The organism is Exiguobacterium sp. SH0S1, assembly GCF_004337165.1.
GTDB lineage: Bacteria > Bacillota > Bacilli > Exiguobacteriales > Exiguobacteriaceae > Exiguobacterium > Exiguobacterium aurantiacum_A.
The window spans coordinates 710,112-723,103 of record NZ_SJVC01000001.1; the positions used below are offsets into that span (position 1 = coordinate 710,112).

Sequence of the window (12,992 nt, forward strand, 5' to 3'; positions counted from 1 at the left end):
CTTTTTTCATTGAGGATATCGATGCACAATGTTTCCCGCTTGATCCAGTAAAAACTGACGCACCCGCTCGAGCGGGAACTCCGGACTCCAATGAACGAAGTGACCTCCCGGAACGGACTGATAGGTGACTGGAGGTCGATCTTGCTGAAGACTCGCAACGGCAGACTTCGTCAATTCAGCTTCTTTCGTGTCCACTCCGATAAAGTCAGCGTAGACGAGAAGCGTCGGTACGCGGAGCATCCTCATGAGTCGGCTCATGTCCAAGTTATAGTAGCCGAACAGTAAGTTCATTCCACCGGGACCTAGTTTGGCAGGAGCATCCAAGGCCCGGCGTACTTCGTCCCGCTCAGGCAAACCCGTCTGCGTGCAGAACGCTTTGAACTGTTCCTCTGAAATCGGTTCTGCCGCTTTGTCCGTTATGAATTTCGCCTCGATTTTCCGGACGGCTGCCGGCCCAAGTATGCGGTAGATCACGTTCAAGAGCGGTACGACGAGTCCAAACGCGCCATATTCTTGCAGTGGGACACGCGGGAACGGCTTATGTCCGGCGTCGAGCAAGATGAGCCGTTCCAGCTTTTCAGGATAATGGGCGGCAAACGCGAGGGCGACCGCGCCCCCGAGCGAGTGACCGCTCACATGGACAAGGCCGAGTCCTGCTTCCACGATATAGCCGTTCACCCAATCCGCTAATTCCAAAGAAGTGACTCTCCCTTTGAGTCCTTCGCTGCGACCGAACCCTGGCAGATCGAGCAGATGGACCTCGAAGTCGTCGGCAAGCGCCTCGGCGAGCGTCAGTCCCTCGTTTCCTGAGAATCCCCCAGCCGGTAGGAACAACAGCGGAGACCCGCTACCGATCACTTCAGTATCATATCGTCCCAAGTCATCAATCCTTCCTCAAATCCCAATATATGTATTCCTTTCATTGTAAAGGAGATATCGTACGAAAAGAAGAACATTCTTCCATAACAGCATGCAGGTCACTTAAAATTCGGGTATAGACTACTGACACGTGTTCAGTCCGCACTTGTCGTTTTGCTGTGTCGTCTTCTACTTAACCAAGGAGGAATGCTGTGTGAAACTATCAGGCAAGACAGCGCTCGTGACCGGTGCCGGTTCTGGAATGGGGCGGGCCATCGCCAAGCTATACGCCGCGGAAGGTGCTCGCATCGTCGCCGTCGATATGAACGGGGATACGGTCGAGGCGGTCGCAAGTGAGATCAAGTCGTCCGGCGGGGAAGCGGTCGGTATCGCCGCGAACGTGACGAAGCAAGCGGACATCGACAACATGGTCGCGACGGCGACGAGCCAGTTCGGCTCACTCGATATTTTGGTGAACAACGCCGGCATCATGGACAACTTCATGACGGTCGGTGAAGTGACCGACGACGTGTGGGACCGTGTCATCGCGGTCAACTTGACCGGTCCGATGAAGATCGCCCGGGCCGCCATCAACGTGATGGAGAAACAGGAGTCGGGTGGGGTCATCATCAACATCGCCTCGGTCGGCGGCTTATTCGGGACACGAGGCGGGGCCGCGTACGTCGCATCAAAACACGCGCTCATCGGTCTCACGAAAAACATTGCCGCGACGTATGGCACGTTCGGTAAGATTCGGGCCAACGCCATCGCACCAGGCGGGGTCAATACGAACATCGGGGCGACGATCACGGCGCCGAGCGATCTCGGGATGCGCGCCATTCAAGCGGCAGGAGAAGCACCGATTGGCGAACCGGACCAAATCGCAAGCGCCGCGCTGTTCCTCGCTTCAAGTGACTCAAGCTTCGTCAACGGGGACGTCTTGAAAGCAGACGGTGGTTGGACCGCCCGCTAAAAGACAAGCGACTTGTGAGGAGGTACACGATGAGAGCAGTGATTTGTACCGCATATGGTCCGCCGGATGTGTTACAGCTTCAAGAGATTAAAAAGCCTGTACCGAAAGCAACCGAACTGCTAATTAAAGTACACGCATCAGCCGTTCAATCCGGGGACCGCCGGCTTCGTGCGTTAGATGTACCGGCAGCAGGTAAGTTGCCGATGCGGGTCGTCGTCGGCTTTAACGCCCCGAGACAGCCTGTCTTAGGTGTCGTCCTAGCAGGTGAAGTGGTCGAGACGGGCCGACGTGTGCAACACTTCAAGGTGGGAGATCGTGTCTATGCGCTGACCGGGATGCGATTTGGCGGCTATGCCGAATATGCATGCATCAACGAGACGAAGTGTGTCGCGCTCATGCCTCACCACGCAAGCTTTGCAGAAGCAGCCAGTCTTCCGTTTGGTGGAACGACAGCCCTTCATTTTTTGCGTAAAGTGAACATCGAACAGGCGAAGTCCGTATTGATTTACGGAGCTTCCGGGGCGGTCGGCTCCATCGCGGTACAGATCGCCAAACATTTCGGTGCTCACGTGACAGCTGTCTGTCGGGAACGAAACTTCGAATTGGTCAAAAACCTTGGCGCAGACGTCGTCATCGATTATACAAAAGAGGGCTATGACAGCGAACTGACAACGTACGACGCTGTGTTTGACGCGGCAGGAAAAATCGATAAGCGGATGGCTCGTAAACATGTCGGGGAAACAGGCCGGTTCAGTTCGGTTGCCGGACAGGGAGTAGCAAGCGAACGGAAAGAAGATCTGAGCCTGTTGAATCAGATGTTTGAAGCCGGAGACCTGAAGGCCGTCATCGATTCGATCTATCCGATGGAGGAAATCGTCGCAGCGCACCGCTATGTGGACGCCGGTCAGAAAGTTGGAAATGTCATCGTGTCGGTCGTGCATGAGGAATGACATCGTCTCTCGTCCATCGAGAACGCAAAAAGAAGGAGTCTAGCCATCGAAACTCGGCGGCCAGACTCCTGTTTTCATTTCCTCTTCACTTGGTCTTCTTGCCCTTGCGGTAAGCGAGCGGGGTGACCTTATGTACTTTCTTGAACGTCTGGACGAAGTGACTGACGCTCGTGTAGCCGTAGTGACTCGCTATTGCGGCGACCGACTCCGTCGTCTCTTGTAACTGATGCGCCGCTGCTTCCATGCGGACGTCACACGCATAGGCGAGCGGGCTCGTGGCGGTCCACTTCGTGAAATAGCGGCAACATTCCGCCCGGCTCAAGCCACCGGCCTCGGCAATCTGTTCGAGCGTCACGCGCTCCGTCACATGTTCATGGATATAAGCGAGCATCGCCTTCATCCGGTCTTGACCGACGAGTCTCGTTTGCTCGTTTGTCTGTTGAATCCAGTAACGCCAGACGACCGCCATCTGGAGCGTGGCATCTAAGAGGGCGAACGATGAGTCGCCATGTAAACTTCGGGATACCTTGTCGATCGTATCTAACACGGCCTTCTCCGCGCGCTCGGTCGGCGTGAGGAGTTTTAGGGGCAACGTCGCCCCCGTCATGAACGGCGTGACGAACCTTTCGGCAAGCAACGGTGCGAACAAGTCGTATGGATCGACACGGACGTCGACGAACCGAGTCGCTTCTTCGGACGAAACGACTTGATACAGTTGCCCCGGCGCCAACAAAAGGCCCGACCCGGTGCGAAGACCATGACGGTCCCCGTTGACCATCAAGTCGACGCGACCTGCCCTCACTATAAAGGCGTGGAAGTGATCGGTCACGTGGATCATAGCTGTCATGACCGCGCCTGTTGTCGATTCCACGATCTGAAGTGAACTTTGTTCCAACATCTTCATCCCACCTCAATATTTGAACATTTGTTTCGGGATTACACCGGGCTGACAGTCTTGAACCAGATGAATTCATGATTAATCCGACATTTATATCTCTATTGTCACGAGACGTCTTATCACGTTCCTTCTATATAATGGAGCAGAAAAGATAGCCAGCTCCACTCAGAAGATGAAAAGTGACGTGATCCCGGCGTGAACGAGAATCGCGACCGGGACCCCGATCCGAAACTTCGGCTTCAACGTCTTGTGACGGAAGAGGCGCATCGCGACATAAGCCCCAAACGCTCCCCCGATCCAGACGAGAATGAGCAACGTTTGTTCCGAAATACGCCAAGCCCCGGATTTTGCACGTCGTTTATCGAGGAAAAATGACATAAACGCTAGTAAATTAGTCACAATGTAATACAGCAGTAATAGTTCCAAAGACTAAAACCTCCTTTCTCACCTTATCAGTATAGCTGAAAACGGCTCAACAAAGCCATTTTTATCTAGATTGTAAGAATTCAGACTCCTCTCATCTCCCTGAAAGCTTCTGTAACTGAACTGATATCACTCTCATATCAGCCTGTAACGGCAGTGAAATATAGAGGTGTTACAGTAAGGGAGCGTTAGAAAAGGGAGGAATATTCTTATGAAAAAACCACTATTGACACTAACGGCACTCGCTGGCCTTAGTTTAGGAGTCGCTGCTCCAGCTTCGGCAGCATCAACACACACGGTTCAGTCTGGAGATACTTTGTACCGTATCGCCGTGAACAACGGTGTATCTGTGAACGACATCAAACAAGCAAATAGCTTAAACTCGAATATGATTTATCCTAACCAAGTGTTGAAGCTCGCGAAGTCGGAAGCAAAAGCGACAGCTTCTTCAAACACTTACACAGTTAAATCAGGCGACACGTTGTATCGGATCGCGACAAACAACGGTGTCTCTGTCAATCAATTGATGACATGGAACGGTCTTAAATCAGATCTCATTTTCCCTGGTCAACAATTCGCTGTGAAAGGTGCCAAAGCAGCATCGGTTGCGAACAGTGCACCAGCAGCTAAACCAAAAGCATCAACGTCTGCACCGGTGACAAAACAGTCTACGTCTACAACGCAAACTCAAGCTCCGGCTTCGGGTAAGACGATGACAGTTGAAGCAACGGCGTACACGCCATATTGTGCAGGTTGCTCTGGTATCACGGCAACAGGTATCGACGTTCGTTCGAACCCGAACCAAAAAGTCATCGCGGTTGACCCTTCAGTCATCCCGCTCGGCTCTAAAGTATGGGTTGAAGGCTACGGCGAAGCAATCGCTGGAGACACTGGCGGCGCAATCAAAGGGAACAAAATTGACCTCTTGATGCCGACACAACAGCAAGCGCTCAACTTCGGTCGTAAATCAATCACAATCAAAGTCTTAAACTAATCGATCGACCCCAAAAACACCGCAGGCGCGGTGTTTTTTTGCGTTCTATTCGCTCAAACCTGCAAGCTCGTATACCTTTCTCCTTCGAAATCAGGCAAACTAGATATATCAGGTCTTGTCTGGTCAGAAAAACCGGGTATGTACCAAATCGTAAAAGGGGGGAGAACCTGATGCTCACGACAGAAATCATCATCAGCGTGTTCGGCATCCTGCTCGTCATCTTGAACATGACGTTCGCCATCACGATCATCTTCTTTGAACGGCGCGACATCGGCTCGACATGGGCCTGGCTGCTCGTCCTCTTCTTTTTGCCGCTCATCGGCTTCTTCATTTATATCTTCTTCGGTCGTTTGATCAAGTCGAACAACTTCTATCAAGTCGATGAAGAGCGGCGTAGTGAGTATGCGTTGCACGTTCAACAACAGCTCGATGAGTTGGATGGGAACCAGCTGATCTTCAAGCAAGACCCGCTGTTAGCAAAATACCGGCGTCTCGCCCGGTTGAACCTGTCGTCGACGAACGCGCTCGTCACGTATCATAACGACATCCAAGTCATCCATGACGGGAAACAGAAGTTCGCGGCCTTGTTCGACGATATCGAGGCGGCCAAACAAGAAATCAATATCCAATACTACATCATCCAGAACGATTCGCTCGGCCAGGCGTTGATTGCGGCGCTGACCAAACGGGCCCAAGGCGGTGTCCGGGTCCGGTTGCTCTATGACGCCGTCGGCTCGAGAGGGCTGAGACGTAAACATTTCAAAGAGCTGCTTGAAAGCGGAGGCGAGGTCAAGTCGTTCTTCCCGTCGAGCCTCGGCATCAACTTCCGCGTCAACAATCGCAATCACCGCAAGCTGTGTGTCATCGACGGGGACATCGGCTATATCGGCGGCTTCAACGTCGGCGACGAGTACATGGGGACGAACCAACATTTCGGCTATTGGCGTGACGTCCATCTGCGGATGAACGGGGAGGCGGTCCAAGAGTTGCTTGAACGGTTCTTGCTCGATTGGAACCGTTCCGTCCCGACGAAACGAAAAGCGTTGAAAGAAGAGTTCATTTGGCCAAGCAAGACACTCGAGGCGTTCAAGTCACCCGTCCAGATCGTCACCTCCGGTCCGAACTCGACGACGGAGCATTTAAAGAACATGCTCGTCAAGATGATCGGGGAAGCGAAAGAGACGATCTACATTCAGACGCCATACTTCATCCCGGACGCGAGTTTCCTTGACGCCTGCCGGATCGCCCTCATGTCAGGGACGAAGATTCAACTGATGATCCCGAACAAACCGGACCACATGTTTGTCTACTGGGCGACATACGCCAATGCGGCCGAGCTCGTCCGGTACGGGGCCGAGGTGTATACGTACGAGGGCGGTTTCTTGCATGCGAAGACGCTCGTCATCGACGGCGAGGTCGCTTCGATCGGGACGACGAACATCGACGCCCGCAGCTTCCACCTCAACTTCGAGATCTCGGCCCTCGTCTATGATGAGGCTGTCGCCCGGTCCGTCATCGACGCGTTCGACCGCGACAAATCGTGCGCTGAGCTGTTGACGCTCGAACGTTATGAGACACGGACGAAATGGATTCGCTTCAAAGAGAGCGTGTCGCGTCTGTTGAGTCCAATCCTATAAAAAAACCAGTCAAGACGCCCGGGTTCAATCCCGAACATCTTGGCTGGTTTTATTTTTTCAACACGTGTTTGACGTGTCGTTCAAACGCCTCGACGACCGTGGTCGGCGCTTCTTTCTCACCGTACTCGGCCGCCTCGAGCCAACTTGCGAACAAGCTTCCATCGGTAAAGTCGATCCGTTCTAACCACTCGTGCGCGGTCTCCTCGCGATGGCGAGGGTGCACCTGTTCGAGCCGGCGTCCGGCCTCGAGCAGGCGGACATCACGTGGCGTCCGCGTCAAGCGACGTTCCGTCCGTGCCGTCTGATGGGCCTTTTTCGGGACCGACAACACTTCGTGGATGTCTTTTCGCTTTTGTAAATAGAAGAACAACAGGACACCGCCGACGAGCAGGACGATGAAGAAGATGACTAGCGCGGAAGACTGATTCTTCGCCGATTCGAGCAACGTCTCGTTCGCGATCGTCTCGGCATCAATGTTCGGGTTGTCCGGTATCATGAATCGATTGACCCGGTCGGACGGGTCGAGCGTGATCCCATCGAACCAGCCGCCGATCCAAAGCAAGAACGGTCGGATCCAGGTGATGAGGTCGCCGAACAACAGCTCTTTGACCGTCCGGATGACAAAAGCCAGTCCGAGACCGACCGCTAGGCCGACGACGAGCGTCGACAACATCCGTTTATAGTCGCGACGGTAATACAGGCTCCGTTGCCAAAACAAAAACAGGAACGGGAACACGATCATGAGGAGCCGTTGCTCGGCTGGTGGGAACAGCCAATCCGTGATCAAGAACAACACGCTCGCGATCGCGTAACGGTCGGTCCAATCGAGCGTGCGGATGAAGGCGTGCACATACGTGAACAACAGCAACGTGATGCTCATCTCATACGAGAACCAGAGCGCACCGATACTGAGCAAAGTCTGGACGCCGAGCTGCCAGTTCCGCGGCAGACGGAGCGTCAACAGGAAGACGAGCGGATAGACGTGACCGACATAAAATGCCGCGAACAACCACCAGAGCCAGTTCATTTGCCGTCACCTCCGAGCCGAAGAATCGATTGGCTGCCGCCGTATTTGGCGACTTTCCGTTCGAACAATGACCGGGCCATCGGGAAGTCTCGTTCCGACAGACAAGCGAGCGTCGTCATGACCTTGCGGAAATGGGTCTCGCCGCTCCCGGGTGCGAGGTCGTACGTGATCCCGTCTTTCGTCAGCGTCGGGACGATCAGCCCATAGCTCGCGTTCTCTTTCTCGAAGTCACGGCACAGCGCCGCCGCTTGCGAGATCACGCGTTCCATCTGATGGGTGAGGGAGCGCCCGTCTTTCGTCAACAGGTCCAAGACGACGACGTACTCGTTCGCCTGGACGGGCTGTTCGGTCCGGGCCAGCAGTTCGCCCGTCTTCGCGTAAGCCGACCAGTACAGTTGACGCATCGGTTGACCGTGATACGGGGCGACCGACTGGAACGTCTCCGGGTCACGATAGGCGCTATGACGGACCATCTCCTCGCCCGGTAGCGTCGGCGGGCGTTTCGGGATCGGATAAGGCAGGAACTCTGGGAAGACGTACCCTATCCTTGCGAGCGGTTCCTCTTTATAGAGCGAGAACATGCGGAGCGGGTCACGGATCTCCATGCCGATCGCCTCGACACGGATCGGACCTCGCTTGATGGCTTTGAGCGGTAGGTCGTAAGAGACGACCGCCTCGCCGCCGACATAATTCTCTTGGCGCCAGAAGGCGTGGTTTTCCACTTCGACGGTCGGGTGGAGATAACCCGACAAGCGGACGACACCGAGCGGGACTTTCGCAGTCGAGATGAGGCGGATGACGTACGACTCTTCGTCACCCGGAAACAGTTTCAGTTCGTCCGTCACTTCGACACGGACGTGTTCGGCCAGGCGGAACAACAGCTCGGGCATGACGAGCGCGTAGATGCTGACGCCGAGCAAGGCGCTCGCGAGGAACACGTTCCCGTAAAGCGCCGTGAAGACCCCGACGACGAACAAGAGCCACATGTAGCCGGATTCTAGATAGCGCGGGCTGACGAGTTGCATGTCACACCTCGGATGGGACCGCGATGGTCTCTAACACAGATTTGATCAGTTTCGACGGTTTCGTCTTGAGCGATGCCTCGACCGTCAAGACGATGCGGTGCCCGAGAATCGGCAAGGCGAGCGCCCGGATGTCTTCCGGTGCGACGTAGTCCCGTCCGTCCATGTAGGCGTGGGCCCGGGCCGCCATCGTGTAGGCGAGCGTCGCCCGCGGGCTCGGCCCGACCTCGATGTCCCGGTGGTGCCGGAGCGCCTCGACGAAGTCGAGCAGATAGTCTTCCATTGCCTCGTGCAGCGTCACGTCACGGACGGCTTGCTGCATCACGGCGAGCTCTTCATGTTTCAACGTGAACGGAGCGGCGCTCAAATGCTCGTTCCGGAGCAGTCGGCGCTCTGACTCCCGTGACAGCGGGGCGAGCGAGAGCTTGAATAAGAACCGGTCAAGCTGTGCCTGCGGAAGCGGGAACGTCCCTTGTCCGTCGAACGGGTTCTGCGTCGCGATGACGAAGAACGGGTCCGGCAAACGGAGCGACACCTCACCGAGCGTCACTTGACGCTCTTGCATCGCTTCGAGCAGCGCCGACTGCGTCCGTGGCGTCGTCCGGTTGATCTCATCGACAAGTAAGATCGACGTGAAGATCGGTCCGGTCCGTCGCTCGAACGCACCCGTCGTCGGATTGAATAATTCCATCCCTAAAATATCACTCGGTAGCGTATCCGGCGTACATTGCACGCGCTGGAACGCGGCCGATACGGAGGAGGCGAGACTCCGTGCGAGCGTCGTCTTCCCGGTCCCCGGCCGGTCCTCGAGTAAGACATGTCCCCCTGAAAGCAAGGCAATCGTCGATAGCTTGATCGCTTTCGACTGCCCAATCACTAAACTATTTAAATGAGTCGTCCATTGTTGCACCATAATCAAATTTCCCCCGTCTGTTTTCTGATAATTAAGAAAATCATAGCACATTCGACGCTTACACAAAAAGGAAAACAAAAAACGATGACCGCTAAGTCATCGTTTCGGTGTATCCAAATAGCGTTCGAAATGCCGCTCGAGCCAGTCTTGGAAGAACGACATGAACGTACAGATTCCCCAGTAGATCAGAGCGACGACCAAATAGACGGTCATATAGTCGAACTCACGTCCGCCGACGATCTTCGCCTTGTTGAAGATCTCAGGGACGGTGATCATCGCGGCGAGCGAGCTCGCCTTGATCAGATCAAGGAACACGTTCGAGAGCGGGGGCAGGGCGATCCTCGTCGCTTGAGGCAACGTGACCCCTTTCAACGTCAGCCACTTGTTCATGCCGAGCGACCGGGCCGCTTCAATCTGTCCCTGATCGACGGCACGGATCGAGGCGCGGATGATCTCCGCGATATAGGCGGCCGAGTTCAAGCTGAAGCCGATGATCGCTGCCGTCAACGCCGCGAACTCGATCCCGATGAACGGGAACCCCGAGTAGAGAATGAACAAGATAATCAAGATCGGGACGCCGCGCATGAACGAGACGTAAAACGTCGACGGATAACGCACTAACCTTGACGGAGACAGCTTCCCGAGCGCGAGCACGAGCCCTAACACTAAACCGAAGAACATGCTGAGGAAGGAGATCCAGAGCGTGTTCGGTAGCCCACCTAGCAAGTATGGGAACGAGCGGATGGCGAGGTCGGCGTCAAAGATCGCTTCCCACTTTACACCTTCGAACATATCGCCTTAGTCCAATTCGACGATTGTCGTGTCGACGTCCGGTTCGACGGATACGTCAGCACCGTTATAGAACTGTTCGGAAAGCTCCTTCACCGTGCCATCCTCAAGCATCTCTTCGAGGACGCGGTCGATGTTCTCTTGCAAGTCGACGTTGTCTTGATTCATCAAGAGTGCGACGTCTTGCGGGTTATAGGCGATATCCGGGTGGATCGCGATATCGAATTCCGGGAAGAAGGCGAGGGCGAGCGTCTGGAGGTAGTAGTCGTTCAAGATGACGTCGGTCCGACCTGTCGACACGTCGCGAAGATACTGATCGTTCGTCGCGTTGTCGTAGATGACTTCTTCAGCCCCATACTGGCGCGCCACGTCCATGAAGACGGTCGTCGCTTCACCAGCTGCCTTTTTACCTTTCAAGTCTTCGAGCGACTTGATGCCTGAAAGATCGCTCTTCCGGACGATCGCCGTCCCGTACGTGTGCTTATACGGTACGGAGAAGGCAAACTTCTCTTTCCGGTCTTCCGTCACCGAGATGTCGTTCGCCACGACATCGACTTGTCCGTTCTGGACGCTCGTCAACATGTTATCGAACGCCATTTCTTTGAACTGGACCTCGAGGTCGAGACGTTTTCCGATCTCTTTCATGACCTCGACGTCAAACCCTGTCAAGTCGTCACTTTCTTCTTCGCGGAACGAGGCAGGGTAGAGTGTCCCGGCCGTACCGACCGTGAGCGTACCTTCTTCTTTGATCTCATCCCAACGTGTCGTATCGGCCTGATCGGTGCTAGAATCACCACACGCCGCGAGCGGGACAGCGAGCAAGATAACTGCTGCTAAACCTTTTGTCATACGTTTCATTCATGTTCCTCCTTAAAGTATCATCTGTCTAAAAATAGCATGATGAACGCCTAGAGGCAACTACGAAGAACATAGAAACAGCAGGTAAGATATTTTTGAAACGTTTATTCTAAAAGCGCTATCATGTCATTGAATCAGGGTTTCATACAGGTAATACAGATAAGAATAATTTATGAAACAGCATGCGATTCACCAACCTTCAACCTCTAGAGAATCGACAGGTGCGCAAGTGGGAGATAGAGGCAAGATGAGTCCACAGCTTTTTAAATCAGGTGAGAGGACTGTGCTAGGTCCCGAGAGGAAGGCCTATGCTACCCTGTCCAAGAACAGGCGAGGACAGTTAGGTTCTTTGCCATCGTTTAAGGGTATTTCCTCTGTAGATAGAGGGAGGGAAAACTAAAAACGATGGAAGGAGTGACATAATGAAGAATAGTAGCTTGATTGTGTATTACTCATGGATCGGCAGTACAGAAGTAGTCGCGAAAGAAATTCAAAGGCTTACAGAGTTTGACATTCAAAGAATCGAAGATAAAAAGAAGCGAAAACTCGGTAACATCGCCGGTGCAGCAATGGGAGCGTTTTTTGGTCTGAGAGGCGTTATCATGCCAATGGACTTTGCATTAAAAGAATATGAGCATCTATTCCTAGGAACCCCAGTCTGGGCAGGAAAGACGCCCCCGGCCATCAATAAATACTTAAAAGAGACTTCCTTTAAGAACAAGAAAGTTTGGCTGTGCATAACTAAAGGTGATGAAAAAGTTCCCCAACAGGTTATCGACTCAATTACAAAAAGGATTGAGAAGAAAGGCGGAAAAGTGATGGGCAGTATTTCGATAACGACAAAATGGGATCCCAAGACGAACATTCCTATTGCACTTGAGGATGTCCAGAAACCGATCTATGACTGGCTGAAAAGAGGAGGCATTTTATAAAATCTGAACGGAATCAAGCTGTGCCAACGTCTGAGCGAGGAAAAACAAAACGAATCGGTGGCTAAGGGAAGCACGACCTGCCGACATAACTGATCACGTGAACGTGGGAAGCAGGTGAGTCCTGAAAACTACCGAGGAATCGGTTCAAATTTTATTAGTTTACATAACATATATTATCAGTAAAAATAAAACTCCGTCTCAATCCTTTAGTATACTTAAAGTAGTGAGACAGAATCTGAAATTATGAGATCGGGATCAAATTCGCGTAAACCGGATCAATGTGACACCTGGTTCCGGTTCGAACTCGGCACTCGGCTCGAAGCCAAGCTTCGAATACAATCGTTTGGCCGGACCGTTATGTTTGCCGGTATGCACGTAGACAAGTTTGTCCTCGTGTAGACTGAGCACGTGTTCTAACAACGTCGTCGCGAGCCGCGCCCTGAAGTATGTCGGATCGATGCACAGCTTCGTGATCTCGACCGTGTTCTCGGCCGCCTCGATCGTCACAAACCCGATCATCCGCTCCTCGTTGTATAAGCCGTAGCTCAGACCCGGCAAGTTTTGAATGACTTCGACCGTCTCATATCGGGCCGGGATCTCGTCAAATCCGATCAGTTCGGCCTCGACCGCATAGGCGTTCCGTTGAATCTCGAGCATTTGCTCGGCTTGCCGGTAATCCGTCGTCTGAATCTCCCGTAACTCCATCTGTCATACCCCC

At 53.6% G+C, this 12,992-nt stretch carries 14 protein-coding genes; 5 read left to right on the top strand and 9 right to left on the bottom strand.

Features of this window, described 5'->3' with window-relative positions:
* Positions 1 to 6: 6 nt before the first annotated feature.
* Positions 7 to 879, bottom strand: a complete 873-nt coding sequence (locus EVJ20_RS03615; RefSeq protein ID WP_161567351.1) for an alpha/beta fold hydrolase — start codon at positions 877 to 879, stop codon at positions 7 to 9.
* A 193-nt stretch (positions 880 to 1,072) separates the two neighbouring features.
* Here EVJ20_RS03615 and EVJ20_RS03620 point away from each other — a divergent pair, with 193 nt between their 5' ends.
* Positions 1,073 to 1,831: a glucose 1-dehydrogenase gene (locus EVJ20_RS03620; RefSeq protein WP_131507106.1), complete on the top strand. Its 759-nt coding sequence runs from the start codon at positions 1,073 to 1,075 to the stop codon at positions 1,829 to 1,831.
* 29 nt (positions 1,832 to 1,860) lie between these two features.
* Positions 1,861 to 2,781, top strand: a complete 921-nt coding sequence (locus EVJ20_RS03625; protein ID WP_131507108.1) for an NAD(P)-dependent alcohol dehydrogenase — start codon at positions 1,861 to 1,863, stop codon at positions 2,779 to 2,781.
* A gap of 85 nt (positions 2,782 to 2,866) precedes the next feature.
* Here the strand turns inward: EVJ20_RS03625 and EVJ20_RS03630 are convergent, their stop codons facing one another.
* Positions 2,867 to 3,679 carry a helix-turn-helix transcriptional regulator gene (locus EVJ20_RS03630; RefSeq protein WP_161568087.1) on the bottom strand — a complete coding sequence of 271 codons (813 nt, stop codon included), beginning with the start codon at positions 3,677 to 3,679 and terminating at the stop codon, positions 2,867 to 2,869.
* A 165-nt stretch (positions 3,680 to 3,844) separates the two neighbouring features.
* The gene (locus tag EVJ20_RS03635) at positions 3,845 to 4,105 is read right to left on the bottom strand and encodes a DUF1294 domain-containing protein (protein WP_071397523.1); all 261 of its coding nucleotides are present in this window, start codon (positions 4,103 to 4,105) and stop codon (positions 3,845 to 3,847) included.
* A 208-nt stretch (positions 4,106 to 4,313) separates the two neighbouring features.
* Here EVJ20_RS03635 and EVJ20_RS03640 point away from each other — a divergent pair, with 208 nt between their 5' ends.
* Together EVJ20_RS03640 and cls are read left to right on the top strand one after the other, a co-directional pair.
* Positions 4,314 to 5,096: a LysM peptidoglycan-binding and 3D domain-containing protein gene (locus EVJ20_RS03640; protein ID WP_035386025.1), complete on the top strand. Its 783-nt coding sequence runs from the start codon at positions 4,314 to 4,316 to the stop codon at positions 5,094 to 5,096.
* A gap of 170 nt (positions 5,097 to 5,266) precedes the next feature.
* Entirely contained in the window at positions 5,267 to 6,733 is a 1,467-nt protein-coding gene (gene cls / locus EVJ20_RS03645; RefSeq protein WP_131505061.1) for a cardiolipin synthase, read from the top strand.
* Between the two features lie 49 nt (positions 6,734 to 6,782).
* Here the strand turns inward: cls and EVJ20_RS03650 are convergent, their stop codons facing one another.
* From EVJ20_RS03650 to EVJ20_RS03670, 5 genes are all read right to left on the bottom strand, one after another.
* Positions 6,783 to 7,760, bottom strand: a complete 978-nt coding sequence (locus EVJ20_RS03650; protein ID WP_131505062.1) for a hypothetical protein — start codon at positions 7,758 to 7,760, stop codon at positions 6,783 to 6,785.
* Positions 7,757 to 8,785, bottom strand: a complete 1,029-nt coding sequence (locus tag EVJ20_RS03655; RefSeq protein WP_131440713.1) for a DUF58 domain-containing protein — start codon at positions 8,783 to 8,785, stop codon at positions 7,757 to 7,759. The genes EVJ20_RS03650 and EVJ20_RS03655 overlap by 4 nt, the downstream gene beginning before the upstream one ends.
* A gap of 1 nt (position 8,786) precedes the next feature.
* A complete protein-coding gene (locus EVJ20_RS03660) occupies positions 8,787 to 9,695 on the bottom strand; it encodes an AAA family ATPase (RefSeq protein ID WP_131442828.1) in 909 nt (302 codons plus the stop codon).
* 96 nt (positions 9,696 to 9,791) lie between these two features.
* A complete protein-coding gene (locus EVJ20_RS03665) occupies positions 9,792 to 10,487 on the bottom strand; it encodes an amino acid ABC transporter permease (RefSeq protein WP_016508715.1) in 696 nt (231 codons plus the stop codon).
* A 6-nt stretch (positions 10,488 to 10,493) separates the two neighbouring features.
* Entirely contained in the window at positions 10,494 to 11,342 is an 849-nt protein-coding gene (locus EVJ20_RS03670) for a transporter substrate-binding domain-containing protein (RefSeq protein ID WP_131507113.1), read from the bottom strand.
* Positions 11,343 to 11,764: 422 nt separating this feature from the next.
* Here EVJ20_RS03670 and EVJ20_RS03675 point away from each other — a divergent pair, with 422 nt between their 5' ends.
* Positions 11,765 to 12,274, top strand: coding sequence for a flavodoxin family protein (locus EVJ20_RS03675; RefSeq protein WP_131505063.1), 510 nt, complete (start codon positions 11,765 to 11,767; stop codon positions 12,272 to 12,274).
* 255 nt (positions 12,275 to 12,529) lie between these two features.
* On the opposite strand, the gene EVJ20_RS03680 is transcribed toward EVJ20_RS03675, so the two are convergent.
* Positions 12,530 to 12,979 (bottom strand): GNAT family N-acetyltransferase, encoded by a 450-nt coding sequence (locus EVJ20_RS03680; RefSeq protein WP_131507115.1) that lies wholly within the window; start codon positions 12,977 to 12,979, stop codon positions 12,530 to 12,532.
* Positions 12,980 to 12,992: the final 13 nt, after the last annotated feature.

Excerpts from the sequence above, each read along its gene's own strand:
- EVJ20_RS03625 (WP_131507108.1), top strand. The coding sequence starts at position 1,861 with ATGAGAGCAGTGATTTGTACCGCATATGGTCCGCCGGATGTGTTACAG.
- EVJ20_RS03630 (WP_161568087.1), bottom strand. The coding sequence starts at position 3,679 with ATGTTGGAACAAAGTTCACTTCAGATCGTGGAATCGACAACAGGCGCG.
- EVJ20_RS03640 (WP_035386025.1), top strand. The coding sequence starts at position 4,314 with ATGAAAAAACCACTATTGACACTAACGGCACTCGCTGGCCTTAGTTTA.
- cls (WP_131505061.1), top strand. The coding sequence starts at position 5,267 with ATGCTCACGACAGAAATCATCATCAGCGTGTTCGGCATCCTGCTCGTC.
- EVJ20_RS03650 (WP_131505062.1), bottom strand. The coding sequence starts at position 7,760 with ATGAACTGGCTCTGGTGGTTGTTCGCGGCATTTTATGTCGGTCACGTC.
- EVJ20_RS03655 (WP_131440713.1), bottom strand. The coding sequence starts at position 8,785 with ATGCAACTCGTCAGCCCGCGCTATCTAGAATCCGGCTACATGTGGCTC.
- EVJ20_RS03660 (WP_131442828.1), bottom strand. The coding sequence starts at position 9,695 with ATGGTGCAACAATGGACGACTCATTTAAATAGTTTAGTGATTGGGCAG.
- EVJ20_RS03665 (WP_016508715.1), bottom strand. The coding sequence starts at position 10,487 with ATGTTCGAAGGTGTAAAGTGGGAAGCGATCTTTGACGCCGACCTCGCC.
- EVJ20_RS03670 (WP_131507113.1), bottom strand. The coding sequence starts at position 11,342 with ATGAAACGTATGACAAAAGGTTTAGCAGCAGTTATCTTGCTCGCTGTC.
- EVJ20_RS03675 (WP_131505063.1), top strand. The coding sequence starts at position 11,765 with ATGAAGAATAGTAGCTTGATTGTGTATTACTCATGGATCGGCAGTACA.
- EVJ20_RS03680 (WP_131507115.1), bottom strand. The coding sequence starts at position 12,979 with ATGGAGTTACGGGAGATTCAGACGACGGATTACCGGCAAGCCGAGCAA.